The 16696-nt window shown below is 74.0% G+C and carries 18 protein-coding genes and 2 pseudogenes; 5 read left to right on the top strand and 15 right to left on the bottom strand.

Going from position 1 to position 16696, the window contains the following annotated elements:
- Positions 1 to 97: 97 nt before the first annotated feature.
- The 4 genes from ACFPZJ_RS29945 to ACFPZJ_RS29960 form a co-directional block, all read right to left on the bottom strand.
- The gene (locus ACFPZJ_RS29945; RefSeq protein ID WP_381028034.1) at positions 98 to 958 is read right to left on the bottom strand and encodes an oxygenase MpaB family protein; all 861 of its coding nucleotides are present in this window, start codon (positions 956 to 958) and stop codon (positions 98 to 100) included.
- A 91-nt stretch (positions 959 to 1049) separates the two neighbouring features.
- Positions 1050 to 1511 carry a hypothetical protein gene (locus ACFPZJ_RS29950; RefSeq protein ID WP_381028037.1) on the bottom strand — a complete coding sequence of 154 codons (462 nt, stop codon included), beginning with the start codon at positions 1509 to 1511 and terminating at the stop codon, positions 1050 to 1052.
- Between the two features lie 46 nt (positions 1512 to 1557).
- On the bottom strand, positions 1558 to 3177 hold the full coding sequence (locus tag ACFPZJ_RS29955; protein WP_381028039.1) for a phytoene desaturase family protein: 1620 nt from the start codon (positions 3175 to 3177) through the stop codon (positions 1558 to 1560).
- Positions 3170 to 3679 carry an SRPBCC family protein gene (locus tag ACFPZJ_RS29960; RefSeq protein WP_381028040.1) on the bottom strand — a complete coding sequence of 170 codons (510 nt, stop codon included), beginning with the start codon at positions 3677 to 3679 and terminating at the stop codon, positions 3170 to 3172. Before ACFPZJ_RS29960 ends, ACFPZJ_RS29955 begins: the two co-directional genes overlap by 8 nt.
- A gap of 297 nt (positions 3680 to 3976) precedes the next feature.
- On the opposite strand from ACFPZJ_RS29960, the pseudogene ACFPZJ_RS39920 reads away from it, so the two are divergent.
- Positions 3977 to 4393, top strand: a pseudogene (locus ACFPZJ_RS39920) (NAD(P)H-binding protein); the annotation flags it as partial.
- Between the two features lie 95 nt (positions 4394 to 4488).
- On the opposite strand, the gene ACFPZJ_RS39925 reads toward ACFPZJ_RS39920, so the two are convergent.
- Positions 4489 to 4662, bottom strand: coding sequence for a hypothetical protein (locus ACFPZJ_RS39925; protein WP_465269687.1), 174 nt, complete (start codon positions 4660 to 4662; stop codon positions 4489 to 4491).
- A 394-nt stretch (positions 4663 to 5056) separates the two neighbouring features.
- Here ACFPZJ_RS39925 and ACFPZJ_RS39930 point away from each other — a divergent pair.
- Positions 5057 to 5505, top strand: a pseudogene (locus tag ACFPZJ_RS39930) (DUF2867 domain-containing protein); the annotation flags it as partial.
- Between the two features lie 292 nt (positions 5506 to 5797).
- Here the strand turns inward: ACFPZJ_RS39930 and ACFPZJ_RS29970 are convergent.
- Complete coding sequence (locus tag ACFPZJ_RS29970) at positions 5798 to 7555, bottom strand: SpoIIE family protein phosphatase (protein ID WP_381028042.1); 1758 nt, start codon at positions 7553 to 7555, stop codon at positions 5798 to 5800.
- A 444-nt stretch (positions 7556 to 7999) separates the two neighbouring features.
- Between ACFPZJ_RS29970 and ACFPZJ_RS29975 the strand changes: the two genes are divergently transcribed.
- Entirely contained in the window at positions 8000 to 8989 is a 990-nt protein-coding gene (locus ACFPZJ_RS29975) for an SDR family oxidoreductase (RefSeq protein WP_381028045.1), read from the top strand.
- A 266-nt stretch (positions 8990 to 9255) separates the two neighbouring features.
- Here the strand turns inward: ACFPZJ_RS29975 and ACFPZJ_RS29980 are convergent, their stop codons facing one another.
- Both ACFPZJ_RS29980 and ACFPZJ_RS29985 read right to left on the bottom strand, forming a co-directional pair.
- Positions 9256 to 9564 (bottom strand): hypothetical protein, encoded by a 309-nt coding sequence (locus tag ACFPZJ_RS29980; RefSeq protein WP_381028047.1) that lies wholly within the window; start codon positions 9562 to 9564, stop codon positions 9256 to 9258.
- A 17-nt stretch (positions 9565 to 9581) separates the two neighbouring features.
- Positions 9582 to 9995: an SRPBCC family protein gene (locus ACFPZJ_RS29985; RefSeq protein ID WP_381028050.1), complete on the bottom strand. Its 414-nt coding sequence runs from the start codon at positions 9993 to 9995 to the stop codon at positions 9582 to 9584.
- A 293-nt stretch (positions 9996 to 10288) separates the two neighbouring features.
- Here ACFPZJ_RS29985 and ACFPZJ_RS29990 point away from each other — a divergent pair, with 293 nt between their 5' ends.
- Positions 10289 to 11383, top strand: a complete 1095-nt coding sequence (locus tag ACFPZJ_RS29990) for a carboxylate-amine ligase (RefSeq protein ID WP_381028052.1) — start codon at positions 10289 to 10291, stop codon at positions 11381 to 11383.
- Positions 11384 to 11516: 133 nt separating this feature from the next.
- Complete coding sequence (locus tag ACFPZJ_RS29995; protein WP_381028054.1) at positions 11517 to 11717, top strand: hypothetical protein; 201 nt, start codon at positions 11517 to 11519, stop codon at positions 11715 to 11717.
- 34 nt (positions 11718 to 11751) lie between these two features.
- On the opposite strand, the gene ACFPZJ_RS30000 is transcribed toward ACFPZJ_RS29995, so the two are convergent.
- From ACFPZJ_RS30000 to ACFPZJ_RS30030, 7 genes are all read right to left on the bottom strand, one after another.
- Positions 11752 to 12285 (bottom strand): hypothetical protein, encoded by a 534-nt coding sequence (locus tag ACFPZJ_RS30000; protein ID WP_381028057.1) that lies wholly within the window; start codon positions 12283 to 12285, stop codon positions 11752 to 11754.
- Positions 12286 to 12398: 113 nt separating this feature from the next.
- Complete coding sequence (locus tag ACFPZJ_RS30005; RefSeq protein ID WP_381028343.1) at positions 12399 to 13349, bottom strand: Rieske (2Fe-2S) protein; 951 nt, start codon at positions 13347 to 13349, stop codon at positions 12399 to 12401.
- A 161-nt stretch (positions 13350 to 13510) separates the two neighbouring features.
- Entirely contained in the window at positions 13511 to 14686 is a 1176-nt protein-coding gene (locus tag ACFPZJ_RS30010; RefSeq protein ID WP_381028059.1) for a zinc-dependent alcohol dehydrogenase, read from the bottom strand.
- Positions 14683 to 15153, bottom strand: coding sequence for a hypothetical protein (locus ACFPZJ_RS30015; RefSeq protein WP_381028062.1), 471 nt, complete (start codon positions 15151 to 15153; stop codon positions 14683 to 14685). The genes ACFPZJ_RS30010 and ACFPZJ_RS30015 overlap by 4 nt, the downstream gene beginning before the upstream one ends.
- A 6-nt stretch (positions 15154 to 15159) precedes the next feature.
- Complete coding sequence (locus tag ACFPZJ_RS30020) at positions 15160 to 15615, bottom strand: DUF4383 domain-containing protein (protein WP_381028064.1); 456 nt, start codon at positions 15613 to 15615, stop codon at positions 15160 to 15162.
- A 74-nt stretch (positions 15616 to 15689) separates the two neighbouring features.
- Entirely contained in the window at positions 15690 to 16442 is a 753-nt protein-coding gene (locus ACFPZJ_RS30025; protein ID WP_381028066.1) for a hemerythrin domain-containing protein, read from the bottom strand.
- Positions 16439 to 16609, bottom strand: a complete 171-nt coding sequence (locus ACFPZJ_RS30030; protein WP_381028069.1) for a hypothetical protein — start codon at positions 16607 to 16609, stop codon at positions 16439 to 16441. The genes ACFPZJ_RS30025 and ACFPZJ_RS30030 overlap by 4 nt, the downstream gene beginning before the upstream one ends.
- Positions 16610 to 16696 lie beyond the last annotated feature (87 nt).

Consider the following 16696-nt stretch of genomic DNA (forward strand, 5'->3'; position numbering starts at 1 on the left):
CGCGATCGCGACCGCCCCGTCCAAGCGTTTTCCACAGGGCCGGGCCGGTGCCGCGAAAACCGGCCAGACAGGCCCTTGTCGGGGTGCCTCCGGGCGTTCACCCCGGCGGGCGCTGCCGGTGCGGGGCCATGGCCCAGCGGATGGTCCGGGTCAGTGCGTGGCCGGCGGGGCGTACGGCGAGGTCCTCGACGACCGGTACCCGGGGCAGCCACAGCATGCCGCGGGCCCACGGCGGGAGCAGGGCGACGGCGCTCACGGCGAGCCCGCCGTAGAAGGGCCGTGCCGCCAGCGGGAGAGGCGGCTGGAACAGCAGGAAGCGGGCGGCGGCCCGGGCTTCGGGTGTGGCCCGCAGGTCCGGCCGGTAGGCGGCCAGTCGCTCGGACAGCTCGCGCCGGTCGCGCGGCGGGTCGCTCACCCCGAGCGCCTCCGCGACGCGCGCGGTGTCGGCGACGTAGGCATCGTAACCGGCGGCGTCCAGCGGCCGGGCTCCGTAGCGTTCGTGGGCGCGAAGGAAGCTGTCGGTCTCGGCTGCGTGCACCCAGCCGAGCAGGTGCGGATCGGCCGCGTGGTACGGCACGCCCTCGGCGGTCGTCCCGCGGATCCGTTCGTGGATGCCGCGCACGTGGTCGACCGCCCGCTGGGCGTCCGCGGCGGTGCCGTACGTCGTCACGGCGAGGAAGGTGCTGGTGCGCTGCAGCCGGCCCCACGGGTCGCCGCGGTAACCGGAGTGTCCGGCCACCGCCGCCATGGCCAGCGGATGCAGGGACTGCAGCAGCAGGGCGCTCAGCCCGCCGATGAACATCGAGGCGTCGCCGTGGACCGTACGGATCGGGCGGTCCGGTCCGAACCAGCGCGGGCCGGGGGTGTGGTGGATACGGGCGCGTGTCGCCGGTCCGTCGGGGCCGGCGACACGGCGGAACAGGGCCTGGCCCAGCTGTTCACGGACTGCGGTCAGCACGGTCGGCCTCCCCTCCTCTGCTGCCCAGTGTCCGTCATGCCCACCCGGACCGGATGCGGGTCGGACGTGGGGTAACGGGTCCGGGGGCGCGTCAGGTCGCGCGGTCCGGCGGGCGCGCGGTGTGGTGGGGGTGGCCGGGCGTACGGCGGTCCTCCTTCATCTCCGCCTCGAACAGGTGGTCGCGGCCCTGGGCCAGCTCCCGCACCGCGCCGGCCTCCAGTTGCTGGAACGGCCGGTAGTAGGTGGCGTTGTAGGCCTCGATGATCTGGAACGTCCAGTGCCCGGGGATGACGTTGCGCCCCAGGACCTCCGAGCGGACCTTCTCGGCCCACTCGGGGTGGCCGGCCTCGTGCAGCAGCTGGACGGCGCGGTCCAGTTGCAGGTCGGCGGTGCCGGTCAGCTGGTGGAAGTCGTACAGGCGGCCTCTGGCCCGCTCGGTGGTCTCCAGTGCCTTGGACAGCGCTCCGAGGGCCTCGACGGTCTTGTCGTCGACCCCGGCGGGGCGCCGGTGGTCGCGGTCGGGGCCATGGGGGGCTTCCTCGTAGCTGTTCACGGGGTCTCCTCGCGGGGGTCGATCCGAGCGGCGGCGGCGCGGTGGGTCAGCGCCTGGTTCCGGTGCGGTCGCGGTGGGTCAGGAGCCGTTGGGCGCGGGCGAGACCCGGTGGCCGGCGGCGGTGCAGCGCGGCCCGTGCGGCATTGGCGCCCGGTGCGCCGTGCACACCGCCGCCGGGGTGGGCCCCGGAGGAGGCCAGGAAGAGGCCGGGGACCGGGGTCTCCGGGCGCCCGGTGCCGGGCAGGGGGCGGAAGATGAGCTGCTGGTGCAGCGCGGTCGTGCCCCCGTTGATGGCACCGCCGACGAGATTGCCGTCGAGGGCCTCCAGGGTCGGGGGCGCCAGGACGCGGCGGGCGCGGATCAGCGCGCGGAAGCCCGGCGCGAACCGTTCGACCTGGCGTTCGACCCGGTCGGCCATGAGTTCCTGTTCCTTGGTGTCCCAGCGGCCGGTGATGCCCTCGTCGGCGGCGTCGGTGCCGATCTCGTGGGGGACGTGGGTGTAGGCCCAGGCCGATTCGGTGCCCTGCGGGGAGCGGGAGGCGTCGGAGGTGGTCATCTGGCCGAACAGCAGAAAGGGGCGGTCCGGGACGTGCCGCATGGCGATCTGCGCGGCGAAGCGGGTCAGCTCGTCCAGGCCGTCGGCGAGGTGCACGGTGCCGGCTCGGGAGGCCTGCTCGGCCTGCCAGGGCACCGGGCCGTCGAGCGCCCAGTCCACCTTGAAGGTGGCGAAGTCCCACTGGAAGCGGCGCAGGTCGTCCAGGAGCTGCGGCGGCACGTGCTCGGGATCGACCAGCTCGCCGTACAGGGCGGGCACCGACACGTCCGCCAGCACCGCCCGGCGTGCCGGCACCGCGTCACCGGCCGCGGTACGCACCCCGGCGGCCCGTCCGCCGCGCACGACGATCCGCTCGACGCGCTGCCCGCAGCGCACCCGTCCGCCCCGGGCCTCCAAGCGCCGCGCCAGGGCGTGGGTCAGCGCGCCGGAGCCGCCGACGGGGACGGGGAAGCCGTACGTCTGCCCCAGCATGGCCATCAGCCAGCCGAAGCCGCCGCTGCCCGCCGACTCGGGCGCGAGGTCGGCGTGCAGGGCGTTGCCGGCCAGCAGCAGTCGGCCGCCCTGGCCGCGGAACTCCTCCTCCCCCAGGCGGCGCACCGGCAGCACCAGCGAACGTGCCATGCGCAGTCCGCCCGCCGCCCGCAGCCGGTACGCCAGCCGCGCAGCCGCGCGGACGGGCGGGAAAGGGGTGAACAGAGCGTCCAGGAGGTCGGGGCGCAGCCGCTGCCACACGTCGTGCAGCCGCCGCCAGGCGGCTCCGTCGCCCGGCGCGAAGGCTTCGAGGGAGGCGGCGGTGGCGTCGATGTTCCGGTCCAGGACGGCACAGCTGCCGTCGGTGAGGGGATGCGCCAGCACACTGGGCGCGTGGCTCCACCGCAGCCCGTGGTCCTCCAGGCGCAGCCTGGCCAGGACGGGCGAGGCGGCCGCGAGCGGGTAGAAGGAGCTGAAGAGGTCGTTGACGAAGGCGGGGTCGACGCCTCGGTCGTGGCGCACCGCGCCACCCGGTTCCGGCTGCTCCTCCAGCACCTCGACGCTCCACCCGGCGTCCGCCAGCACGTTGGCGGCGACGAGGCCGTTGGGGCCCGCGCCGATCACCACGGCGTCAGGCATGGCCGGCTCCGCCCGCGCCCGGGGTCGTGGGCGCGACCGTGACTCCCCGTGGGGCGGGGCGGTCGTCGCGCGCCTCGTCCTCGCAGAGCCGGGCGAGCCGGGCGAGCATGGCGCGGTGGCGCAGCTGGAGCAGCGCCTCGAAGCCGACGTTGTGCAGCCGGCCGCCCGCTCCCCGCAGGGGGTGCTCGTCCACGATCACCAGGCAGTGCTCGCCCCACGGCCGCAGCTCGATCGCGATGCGTGCCGTGCCCAGCACGCCGGCCTGGGCCTCCAGCTCCAGGCAGACGCCTTCCTCACAGCGGCGGACGACCGTCTCGTTGGACAGCTTCACCGGGCCCAGGCTGACCTGGTACCGGATCGCCGCGTCCACGTACGGCCACTGGCCGCGCACCGGGTGGGACCCCGAGGTTCCCACCACCCACTCCGCGTACCGGCTGCCGTCGGCGAGGACCGCCCATACGGCACTCGGGCTGACTTTGATCAGTTGATGGCGAACGGCCACGGATACCTCCTGCTGCCTCGACGGGTTGTCCGTCGGCCACGCCCGAGTGCCCGCGCACCACGGGCTCAACCAGCGCCTTCGTCCCAGAGGCACGGCCCGCAAGCGTCACCGGTGTGACGCTCGGCCGCACAGGGCACCCGGGGAGGCCGGGGCGCCGCCCTGCCCGTGGTGCCCTGGCGCCGGACTCGGCGGCGGTCGTCCGCCCCGAGCGGCCCACGTTCCGCGTCCGTGTCCGGCAGCTCCGGGAACCTCCGGGAAAGAGCGCAGGGACAGGCACGGGCGGAAGGGTGCGGGGCGATGGCGGCTGACGACGTGGAGGCGGGACTGACCTGCCTGGTGACCGGGGCGACCGGCTACATCGGGGGGCGGCTGGTGCCCGAGCTGCTGGCCGCGGGCCATCATGTGCGGTGCCTGGCGCGCTCCCCGGAGCGGCTGCGCGACCACCCCTGGGTGAACCGGGTGGAGGTGGTGCGCGGGGACGTCACGGACGCCGCGTCGGTGGCAAACGCCCTGGACGGCGTCGACGTCGGCTACTACCTGGTGCACGCCATCGGTTCCGGCCGGCACTTCCAGGACACCGACCGGCGTGCGGCGCGCGTCTTCGCCCGGTGCGCCCGGGCGGCGGGCGTGCGGCGCATCGTCTACCTCGGCGGGCTGACCCCCGCCGGGGTGCCCGAGGGGGACCTGTCCCCGCATCTGCGCTCACGTGCCGAGGTCGGCCGCATCCTGCTGGAGTCGGGGGTGCCCACGACGGTGCTGAGAGCGGCGGTCGTCCTGGGCTCCGGGTCCGCCTCCTTCGAGATGCTGCGCTATCTCACCGAACGCCTGCCGGTGATGGTCACCCCGAGCTGGGTGCGCACCCGCATCCAGCCGGTGGCGGTCCGGGACGTGCTGCGCACCCTGGTGGGCAGCGCCCGTATGCCCTCCGACGTCAGCCGGGCCTTCGACATCGGCGGCCCGGACGTGCTGACGTACCGCGACATGATGGCCCGCTACGCGGCCGTCGCGGGCCTTCCGCGCCGTCTCATCCTGCCGGTGCCGGTGCTCACGCCCGGCCTGTCCAGCCACTGGGTGGGGCTGGTCACCCCGGTGCCCGCCACCATCGCCCGCCCTCTGACGGAGTCGCTGCGCCACGAGGTGGTCTGCCGGGAGCACGACATCGCACGGTACGTGCCGGACCCGCCGGGCCATCCGATCGGTTTCGACGAGGCCGTACGGCTGGCGCTGCACCGGGTGCGCGACGCCCAGGTCACCACTCGTTGGTCGTCGGCCTCCGTGCCCGGCGCGCCCAGCGACCCGCTGCCCACCGACCCCGACTGGGCGGGCGGCAGCCTGTACACCGACTGCCGCGAGCGGGTCGTCGATGCCTCGCCCGAGGCGCTGTGGCGGGTCATCGAGGGCATCGGCGGGGACAACGGCTGGTACTCCTTTCCGCCGGCCTGGGCGGTCAGGGGATGGCTGGACCGGCTCGTCGGCGGGGTGGGTCTGCGCCGTGGCCGCCGTGACGCGGCGCGACTGCGGGTCGGTGACTCGCTGGACTTCTGGCGGGTCGAGGAGATCGAGCCGGGGCGGCTGCTGCGCCTGCGGGCCGAGATGCGGCTGCCGGGCCTGGCCTGGCTGGAGATGTACGCCGACACGGACGAGGCGGGCCGTACCCGCTACCGCCAGCGGCCCTGTTCCATCCGCGTGGCCTGCTCGGTCAGGCGTACTGGTGGAGTATCACGCCGTTCCACGCCGTGGTGTTCGGCGGAATGGCCCGTAACATCGCCCGGGCCGCGGCCAGGACGCCGGCCCCGCGTCCGCCCGAACGGGCGGGCGTCTCCTGATCAGGCATCCGGGAGCGGCCGGGCCGGCTTCGGCGGCCGTCTTGTCGCGTCCGGACCACAAGCGGCGGGTACGCGTCCCGTCGCCCGGCACCTCGCCGGCCGGGCACGGGCAGCACGCCCCGGCCGGGCACGGGCGACGCACCGTCCGGCACTCCCCTGCCGGACAGGGACAGGACATCGGCCGGGCACAGTCAGCGCACCGTCCGGCACTCCCCGGTCAACGGGCGGGCGGCCCGGGCGCCGAGCCGCGTGCGCGCCCCGCCCGGGCGAGGCGCGCACCACTGTTCGCCGTTCACCGGACGGATCCGGAGGACGCTGGGTCGGCGCCTGTCCGGGTGGGGGTGCGCAGGGCCAGCAGCGCGATGTCGTCTTCGGTGCCCTCCGGGCGTACACGGCGAAGGAGGTGGTCGCTGAAGGACGCCAGGGGCCGGTGGGCGAGGGCGGCGGCGTGCCGGCGCAGGCGGGTCAGGCCCTCGTCGATGGTGTGTCCGGGTGCTTCGATGAGGCCGTCGGTGTACAGCAGCAGCGTGGCACCGGGCGGCAGCATGACGGTGGCGTCGGGGCGGGGTGTGCGGTCCCCGGTTCCCAGGAGGATGCCGTGGCCGCTGGTGAGGTAGTGGGCCAGGCCGTCATAGCCGATCAGCAACGGCGGTGGATGTCCGGCGTTCGTCCAGGACAGCTGCCAGTGGCCGTCGGCCGTCTCCTGAAGCCGGGCGAAGATCAAGGTGGCCATGGTCACCTCGGTGATGGGCAACATCGCCTCGTCGAGCCGCTCGACGATCCGGCTGGGAGGTTCCTGCTGGGACCAGGCGTAGGCGCGGAGCACGTTGCGCAGCTGCGCCATGCCGGCCGCGGCTTCGAGGTCGTGGCCGACGACATCACCGACGGCCAGGGCGGTGGCGCCGTCGGGCAGGGGAAAGGCGTCGTACCAGTCGCCGCCGACGTGTGAGGCGTCGGGGGCGGGCTCGTAGCGAACCGTCATCCGCAGCCCCGGTACGCGCGGCATCTGGGGCAGCAGGTGGTTCTGCATGGTCTCGGCGACCTTGCGCTGGCGCTGGTAGAGGCGGGCGTTGTCCAGGGCCAGCCCGGCGCGGCGGGCGATGTCCTCGAGCAGCGGGAGGTCGGCGGTGGTGAAGTCCCCCGGCTTCTTGGCGCGGCCCAGCGTCAGGGCGCCCAGGACCTCGCGTGTGCTGCGCAGCGGGGCGATGGCCGCGGAGTGGATGCCGGTGGCGTCGAACAGGCGGCGCTGTTCGACCGCGATGCCGGAGTCCGGCGGCCCCTGGTAGGTCCGCGGCCCGGCCAGCGTGGAGGCGACTCCGCGCAGGGCTCTGGACAGGGGCATCGGGGAGTCCTCCGGGACGGGCGGCATTGGCCCTTCGAGTTCCTCGTGGTGCACCAGACTGTCGCCGTCCGCGTGGACGACGGCGGTGCGCCACACCTCGTCGCGCTCGGTGATCAGATCGATGACGGCCCAGTCCGCCAGCCGGGGCACCACCAGGGCGACCAGCCGCCGCATCGCCTCGTCGGCATCGAGAGTGGCGGTCAGCTGCGTGGTCGTCTCGGCCAGCAGCGCCAGCCGTTCGAGTTCCGGCAGAGACCCGGCCTCCGTCGTCTCCGGTCGCGGGTCGCGCTCCCGTGGGTGCCGGGGGGCGTGGAACAGAACGAGCGTTCCGGTCGTCCCGTCACCGATGTCGTAGGGGGTGATCAGCCATGAGATGGTCAGTACGGAGCCGTCGGGACGTGCGAAGTAGTCTTCGTCGGCCTGGGCGGTGACGCCGGCGTGGAAGGCGTGGCGCATCCCGCACCGCGTGGTCGGCAGGTGCTGGCCGCGGACGTCCCGGTGCAGCAGGTCGTGGGCGTCTTGGCCGAGGAGTTCCTCGGCGGGGCGGTCAAGGAGGCGCTCGGCAGGGGTGTTGACGGCGATGATGCGGCCCTGCTCGTCGACGACGTAGGCCGCGCTGCCGATGGCTTCCAGTACCCGGGTGAGCGCCGCGCCGGGTGCTGCCGGGGACCGTTTCCCGGGGGGTTCCGTGTGCTCCGGCCCTGCCATGTCCTCATCTCCTCGCTGACCGGCCCCCTGCCGGGCTGTTGGGATCTCTGCTGCGCGATGTCCCCTCCCGCGTGCTTCCCGTATGCCCCCTCGGGGGGAAAACCAGCCGCCCCGTCCGCCGGACGGGAGGACCGACCGTGCCCCGTACGGGCGCGCGCCGCCCACGTCACACGGCCGCGGTGCCGAGCGGTGCCCCGTCAGGACCGTCTTGCCGCTGCCTGGGCCCGCTCGTCCGGCCGCGGCGTCCCCGGGGCTGCGGACCGGCGCCGGGCCGGCACGGTGGTGGTCTGCACGGCGCCGGTGTCCGGACGAAGGACGGGGACGGCGGGGGCGGCAGTGAAACGCGGGGGGTGTGGACGGGGGAGGTGAGCCGTGCCGGGTACCCGTCGCACTGCGGAGCCGGGCACGAGGCGCCCGGCTCGGGCGGATGCGAGGAGGTACGGGATGGGACTGCGGGATCAGGTGGTGGTGGTGACCGGGGCGTCCGGCGGGATCGGGCGGGCCACGGCCGAGGCTTTCGCGCGCAAGGGCTGCGCCGTGGTGCTGGCCGCGCGACGCGAGGAGGCGCTGGAGGCGGCGGCCGAGGAGTGCGCGCGGCATCGCCGGGCACGGACCCTGGTCGTACCGACCGACACGACGGACGCCGGAGCGGTGGAGGAGCTGGCGCGGCGTGCCGTGCGGGAGTTCGGCCGGATCGACGTCTGGGTCAACAACGCGGCTGTCAACGCCTTCGGCCGCTTCGAGGACGTGCCGCTGGAGGACTTCCGCAAGGTCCTGGACGTCAATGTGATGGGCTACGTGCACGGGGCCCGAGCAGCTCTGCGGGTGATGCGGGAGCAGGGCGCGGGCACGTTGATCAACATCTCGTCGATCGTGGGTGTCGTCGCCCAGCCGTACAGCCACCCCTACAGCATGTCCAAGCACGCCGTGCGGGGGCTGGGATCGAGCCTCCGGCAGCAGCTCCGGGTCGAGGGGCTGAAGGACATCCACGTGTGCACGGTGCTGCCCGCGACCATCGACACCCCGCACTTCCAGCAGGCGGCCAACTACACCGGGCGCAAGGTCGTCGCCATGCCGCCCGTCTACAGCCCAGAGCGGGTCGCCCGCGCCGTCGTCGATCTCGTCCGACACCCGCGTCGCGAGGTGGTCGTCGGTGCCGCGGGCCGGGCTCTGGTGCGCCAGGCCCGGATGGCACCGGGACTCGCGGAGCGGTCCATGGCACGGCAGACGGACAGCAGCCATCTGTCCCACGACGAGGAGGCTCCGGCCACGCACGGAACGCTGCACGTACCGGCTCCCGGGGCGGGCGCGGTGCACGGTGGCTGGCACGGGCGGCGGCGCACCGCGATCCGCAGGACGGCCGTCGCCGCCGCACTGGCGGGAGCGGCCGCGACCGCCGGGCGGCGGATGACGCGTGGCGCGAGGGCCGCCTGACCGTCACCGGCTGTGTACGTCCACGGGTCCGGTGCCGCACACGGCGCCCCACTGGGTGCGGCACCGGACGGCACGGGCGGCCGCGGGCTGAGTGCAGCGGCGGTACGACGCCACCGGTCGGGCAGCCAGGTCCAACCGCTGGCCAGGAGGGCGTAGGAGGGCGAGCGAGCTGTCGACGACAGCGGGCGGCGACTGCGACGCATGGCGTGAACCCCCCGCTGCCCCGGCCGCAGACGCGGGGTGGGGCGCCAGGTCCAGGGCCGCGCTCAGGGCCGCGGGTTGGTGCGGTGCCACCGTGGGCGCGCGTCCTGGCCACGGCGTCCGGCGACCGAAGCGCAGCGCGGGCACTGCCGCCGTACCCGGTCCGCCGCGCCGCCGGACTCCGGGAAGGTGTCGGGCCAGCTGACGTGCGGGAAGCGTACGAGCTGGGAGCGGCTGAGGGACAGCCCGCAGACGGTCTGGTTCAGGCCCGGCTCCCAGGCGTGCACCTCACCGGCGGGCAGGCGGCGCCGGCCCTCCTCCTCGTCGGTCCACTGGCCGGACGCCGCGACGGCGTACTGCTTGACGCGAGCCATGCGTGCGGGCCCCCCGGTCAGCCGGTCTCGTGCTCGACGCGCAGCCGCACCCGCTCCTCCAGGCGCCGGAGGCTGGTGTCCAAGGCGTCCCGTACCGCCTGCTCGCCCGGGTCGTGGCGCTCGTCGAAGAAGGACAGGTGCACCGTGACCTCGCTGGCGCCGTTGTCGATGCCGGCGACCTGGAGCCAGCCCGTGTAGCTGCCCTGGTCGCGGGTGCCCCATTCGAGCCGCATCTGGTCGCGCCGGGCGCGGAACAGGGCGGAGGTGTCCTCGTCGGTGCGGTCCTCGTGCACGGTGACGGCAGGCAGGTCCTCGGCCTCCACGTGGAGGGCTTCCGGCAGCCAGGTGTCGAGCTGGTCGATGTCGGCGGCCTGGTCGAAGACGTGCTCCGGCTGTGCGGGCATCGTGTGTGAGCGTTCGTACTCGGTCATCGCGGTACCGGCCTCACCTCGGGGTCGTCCAGCGCACCGCGTTCCCGGCCCGGCCGGACGTAACCCTCGGCGGAGCGGCCCGTCGCGTCGGACGGTGGGACCGGCCGAGCGGACCGAGCCCGCACCTGTGAGCGGGACCGAGCCTGGACGTTTGAAATGGGTGGATATACGGCACTTGTCTGCCGCACCCTCAGGCAGTCGGGGGCGGCACCGGGCGCGATATGTGGCGGCCCCGGGACGGATCGCCCGCACCGCTCCCCCGGAGCGGCGCGCGGCGGGTTGGGAGCGCTGCGGTGACGACGGTCGGTGTGGAAGAGGAGTTCCTGCTGGTCGACGCGGCCACGGGCCGGCTGAGCCCGTACGGCGAGAAAGTGCGGGCCGCGGCCGGTCTGGAGCCGTTCGTCGCGGCCGACGAGATCCAGCTCGAGCTCCTCCAGGCGCAGGTCGAGGTGGCCACCCCGGTCTGCGGCACGCTGGAGGAGGTCGGTGGGCATCTGCTGCGTCTGCGGCACGCCGTGGCGCAGGCGGCGGAGACGCACGGCTGCCGCATCGTGGCCAGCGGCACCCCGCCGATGATGCAGGACACGCCCGTGCCGGTCACCGAGAAGGCCCGCTACAAGGCCATGCGGCGGCAGGCGCCGCAGCTGGTGGCCGAGCAGATGGTCAACGGCATGCACGTCCACGTCGCCGTACCCGACCGGCGCGTCGGCGTCGAGGTCCTCAACAGGCTGCGGCCCTGGCTGCCCACACTGACCGCCATGGGGGCGAACTCCCCCCTGTGGGAGGGACACGACACCGGTTTCGCCAGCTGGCGCACCATCGTCTTCGACCGCTGGCCGGTCAGCGGAGTGCCGCCGTCCTTCACCGACGACACGGAGTACGACGTTCGCGTACGGCGGCTGCTGGGCACGGGGGTGATCGCCGACAGCGGCCAGCTGTACTGGCAGGTCCGGCTGTGCGAGCGCTATCCCACGATCGAGGTCCGCTGTCTGGACGTCCAGCCGCGCACGGACGACGCCGTGATGTTCGCCGGCCTGGTCCGCGCGCTCGTGGAGACGGCGATGCGCGAGGCCGCCGCCGGCCGGACCACCCCGGACAGCAGCCCGGAGCTGTTGAAGGCGGCGATGTGGCAGGCCGCCCGCCACGGACTGAGCCAGGAGCTGATCGATGCGGGCGGCAAGCGCTGCCGTGCCGGTGATGCGGTGTACCAGCTCCTCGAACACGTCGGCCCCGCGCTCGACGCAGCGGGCGACACCCGCCAGGTCGCCGCGCTCGTCCACCGTCTGCTGCAGCACGGTACGGGGGCGGACCGGCAACGCCAGGCGCTGTCCCGGGGCGGCCCCGACGCCGTGCTCGACATGCTCGCCGAGGCGGCCGTCATGCCATGAGTCGGGTCCAGCAGCCGCCGCCGGATCTATGCTGGTCAGGGAACTCGTTGCAAGCGTCCACAGATCCAGGGCGGAGTGCACGGCTCCGTATCCTGCCGCTCCTGCCTCCGTGGGGGGCGAGATGAAAGTCGAAATGATCCAACGGGCCGCGGACGTGCTGTTCGACGTCCCGGACGAGGCGCACGAGGAGATCATCGCGCTCATCGGGGCCGTGGCCGCGGACCGGGAGACACCGGTCTCGGATCTGTCAGCGGCGTTCGGTGACTGGTGCTGGCTCGTGTACACCCGCCGTGGTGACGTGATCGAGGTGCTGGACGTCGGCTGCGCCCGGTGACATCGGCGGGCGGCCTCGGCGCCGCCGGACGGGTTCAGCGGCCGTGGGCGTCCGTGCGCGGCAGCGGTCCGACGTCGGCGTGACGGCCGGGGCGCAGCGCGGCGTGGCGTCGTCCCGGACCGGGGCCGTCGTGGGCGGCGAGGGCGTCGGCGACGACACCGGTGACGAAGGCGTAGACGGTCTTGTGCAGGACGTCCACGACGAGCTCCTTGCGGGGCCAGGTCTCGGGTGGGGCGCCTACGCCCGTCGCGTTCTCCAGGATCTGGTCGTTGGTGAGGCGGACGACGGTGAACTGGGCGGAGGCGACCGGTCCCCGCAGCCCTGCCTGGGCCATGACCGAGCGCAGCACGCCGAGGAGGGCGGCCTGGCCGTAGTGCATGGCCCAGTTGGCGGGGAGGGGCTGTTTTCGGGGGCGTTCACGCAGGCCGGTCAGGCGCTGCAGGACCCGGGCGGGTACATGGGAGTCGGGCCGGCCCGTGACGGCCTGCTCGACTTTCTCTCCGAGGGTCATCACGAGGCCTCCGGCCGTACCGGCGACCAGCCCCTGCCACAGTGCACGCCTGATCATGCTCCGGCGGGTACCCGGTACGGGCCGTTTTCACCCGGCCGGGGCGACGGGACATGAGCGGTCAGCGGTCGAGCCCTCCGGACGCGCCGGGAGGGGCCTGCGCCGGCCGGCTGTCAGCCGCTGCGCCGACGGGCCGTGCCCGCTCCCGCCCCGCTCCCCCGCCCGGCCGCCGGTTGCCGGCCGTTCCCCTCGTACGGCCCGCCGTCCTGCAGGCGCAGGCGCACCTCGACATGGCCGTCGACGATGCGGGTGTCGAAGGCGGGCTGGGGCGCGGTGGCGGGACCGCGTACGTTCCAGCCGTCCGAGAGGCGGAAGACGCTGCCGTGCCAGGGGCACTGCACGCAGCCGTCGGCGACCGTGCCCTCGGACAGCGGTCCGGCGAGGTGGCTGCACCGCTCGGCCAGCGCGTGGATGGTGCCGCCGATCTCCCGGACGACCAGCACCGGCACGTCGTCCACGTTGCGCCGCACGGGCCGGCCGGCCGGGAACTCGTCCACGGTCCCGATCCGGTGCCAGCCCTCTGTGACGACGTGCGGGACCTCCTCGGCGTGGTTGGCGCCGGACGCCTGGCGGTAGGCCAGATGGCCGCCCAGCATGCCGCCGAGTCCGACCGCCGTCAGTCCGAGGAACCCGAGCGCCCGGCCCGCTGCGTCGCGGCCCTTGAGACGGCAGGCGAGCGAGGCGGCGTACAGGCCGACGGCCGTCGTGTTGCTGAGGGCGTGCACCAGCCCGACGCGCTGCTGCTGGCGGTGCAGTTCCGCCCAGTCCACCCAGCCCGCCAGGGCCGCGGGAGCGGCCGAGCCCAGCCCGACGCCGACCAGCAGCCCCGCCTCCCGGGAGCGGCCGGGCCGGGTGTCCAGGACCGCCGCGGACAGCCAGCTGCCGATCGGCACCTGCACCATGAGCGGATGCACCGGGTGCCCCAGCCACCTGCCGTGCAGCAGGTCCCGGCCGCGCCCCAGCGGCAGGGCTCGTACCCGCTTGCGGAGCGCGTCGATCACCGCGTCGGCCCGGGGCTCCCGCTCCACTCGGTCCAGCAGCCACAGGACCCGGTTCTGCCGCATCCGGCGGCGTGGCATCGTGCTCATGCCCGGCCGAGTCCCCACCAGCGCAGACGGCAAACGGAATGGCGGACGGCCGACGGCGGTGCACCGAACGGCGGAAACGGCGGGCCGCCGACGGCGGGCACCCGACGGCGGCGCACGGAACAGCGGTCGGTGGACGGTCAGCCGTCCGGCCGGATCACCGCGCGGACGCAGCCGTCCGTCTTGTGCTTGAACATGTCGTAGGCCCGCGGCGCCTCGTCCAGGGGCACCGTGTGGGTCGCCAGGTGGGAGGTGCTCAGCTCTCCCGCGGCCAGGCGGTCCAGCAGCATCGGGATGTAGCGCTGGCCGTGCTGCTGGGCGCCCCGTACCGTCAGGCCCTTGTTGATCACCGCACCCAGGGGGAACTTGTCGACGGCGCCGCCGAAGACGCCGAGGACGAAGACGGTGCCGCCCTTGCGGCAGGCGTGGATGGCCTGCCGGACGGCGGTGGGCCGGTCCGTCTGGAGCCGCAGCTGCTGCTTGACCTGGTCGTAGAGGTGGACGGGGCTGTCGCTGTGCGCCTCCATGCCGACGGCCTCGATGCACACGTCCGGGCCCCGGCCGCCGGTGCGTTCGCGCAGTTCCGCCCCGACGTCGGTGGCGGTGTAGTCGACGACCTCGCTGCCGATGTGACGCTCGGTCATCTCCAGCCGTTCCGGGATGCGGTCGATGGAGATGACGCGTTCCGCGCCCAGGAGGATCGCGGCGCGGGCCGCCATCTGGCCGACGGCTCCGCAGCCCCACACGGCGACCACGTCGCCGGGTCTCACACCCGCCAGGTCGGCGCCCATCCAGCCGGTCGGCACGGAGTCGGACACGAACAGGGCGCTGGTGTCGCCGACGCCCTCCGGGACGGAGAAGGCGCCGTGGTCGGCGAAGGGGACGCGGACGTACTCGGCGTGGCTGCCGCGCAGTCCGCCCATGGCGTGCGAGTAGCCGAAGATGCCGCCGGTGTCGGCGCCGAACAGCGCCTGTCCGATGCCGGGGTTGGTGTTGGTGTTGTCGCACAGCGACCACAGGTCGTGCGTGCAGTACCAGCAGCGGCCGCAGCCGACGAACGAGCAGACCACCACCCGGTCGCCCACCTTGTGCCGCCGGACGCCGGCCCCCACCTCCACGACCTCGCCGAGGAACTCGTGGCCGATGACGTCCCCGGACCGCATGAACGGGATGTAGCCGCCGATGAGATGGAGATCGGAGCCGCAGGTGGTGCCGGCGACGAGCCGCACGATCACGTCCTGGTCGTTGCGCAGCACGGGATCGGGCACCTGCTCGACGGACAGCTTGTTGACGCCTTCCCAGCACAGGGCCTTCACAGCACGCCCTCCCCTCCGGCGCGGCGGCTGAGCAGCCCGACGAGCTTCCCGCCCGGAGTGTCGTGCGTGGTGGGCGGTACGTCCGGCTGGAGGACCTCGCCCGCCTCCAGCAGCGCCTTGGCCTCGCGCAGCGCGCGGCGCAGATCCTGGCGCGGATCCTGTCCGGCCAGCCGTGCGGGCACGGAGCTCGCGGCCTGCGGCTGCGGTTCCCGAAGGCGTACCGCCAGTTCGGTGCCGCGGTCACCGGGCGCGGGGCGGATCCGCGTCTCGATGCGGTCGCCGTACTCCCGCAGGGGCGAGGGCAGCTTCTCGGGCTCCATCTCCCCGGGCCCCAGGTTGATCGTCACCGTCAGCCACCGGGGGTCGGCGGCCGGGGCGCCGGGGCGCGCCGTCGCGCGTCGCGCGGCGACCACGGCCCCGGCGGCGAGCCCCGCGGCGGCCGCCCACAGCGCTTTCCCGTGAGCCATCGGCCGTCACATCCTGCGGGAGACGGCCGGACCACGGGTGAGCAGCGCGCCCAGCGCGATCATGCCGATGCCGAGGACGAAGTGCAGCCAGTCGTCGGCCGTGTTCAGCGGGATGAAGTTGGCGTCGCTGTCGTGGCCGACGATCAGGCCGTACAGCCACAGCACCAGGTAGATGGCGCCTCCGACCAGCAGGAACGTACGCGCGCCGGCGGCGGTACGGGACATGGCCAGGCCCGCGACCCCGAACAGCAGGTGGACGAGGTTGTGCAGAATGGAGACCTGGAAGATCCCGAGGAGCTTGGCTCCGGATTCGTGTGAGGCGAACTCCATCGTGTCGTAGTCGGTGGTGATGCCCGGGATGAACCCCAGGATCCCCACCAGCAGGAACACCGCTCCCACCAGCAGTGCGGCCTGCTGGACAGGGGTACGGGCACCTCTCGTCGCACGGGTGTGTGTGGTCATGATGACGGCCTTCTCACTCCGGGGCGCGTCACGGTGAGCGCCACGTGAGCAGCGAGTACCCCGCCTCCGGCCCGCTATCTCTTCGAGCCGGGCCTCGCAGCGACCCGACGGCATCGCGTGCCGCGCCGGACGACAGCGCGCCACACGAGGACGGCGGCCCCGGCGGCGACGACCGGCACACCGGCGGACAGTCCCGCGCGACGGGCGGACGGGCCGCGCGCCCTTGCGAGGTCCCGCAGCCGGTCGAACCCGCTCAGCGCCACCCCCAGCACGGCGTTGCCGGGAGGACGGCGGGGCACGGCCGGGTGGGGACGGGTGGGCGCGGTGCGACGTACGGCTTCCCAGGCGGCGCCGAGGCGGCGCAGCTGCCGGTCGCCCAGAGCGTCGCGGAGGCGAGGCAGCAGCTCGTCCTCCTCGTCGCGGATGTCCTGGCGGACGAGGGTGAAGGCGTCCTCGATCCACGCGCGCCGCCGGGGGTCGTCCGGGTCCGCCTTCTCCACCTGGGCCAGCAGGTCGTTGATGGCCTGGTGCTCCTCCTCGACCCGTGCCGTGAGATCCTCGCCCGCCGGGGAGACACGCCGCAGCACAGGCCACAGCACGGTCTCCTCGGCGAACGCGTGACTGAACACCAACTGGACGATGTCCTGCCACAACCGCTCGCGGTACGAGTCGATGGCGTCGGTCGTGTCGCTCGTTTCGGTCGTGTCGGCCGCGAGGTAGGCGTTCATCAGACGGTCGAGTTCGGCGTGGTCGCGGCGCTGCCGCAGCAGAATGCTGCCCTCGCCCCCGAGGTCGGCAGCACTCTGCTCGGCGATGGTCGGCGTCACGGCGTCTCTCCCCCCGAGGGCGTTTCGGCCTCGGGCTCGGTGTCGTCGCCGCTCCGGGCCGTCTCCTCGTTCTGCCGGCGGCTGCTGTCCTCCTCCGGATGGACGTCCCGCTCCCCGGTGGTCTGCTCCAGCGGGTGGCTCATGTCCTGGTCGTCGGGCTCGGACATGTCGGTCTCCTCAGGGCTGGGAAGGGATGTGGTGGCCGGCGTGCCGAGTACCCGCCCGCCACGCCTTCACCAGCCCTGGGACGAGCG

The sequence above is a fragment of the Streptomyces bullii genome, assembly GCF_042657145.1.
In the GTDB taxonomy this organism is placed as follows: Bacteria; Actinomycetota; Actinomycetes; order Streptomycetales; family Streptomycetaceae; genus Streptomyces; species Streptomyces bullii.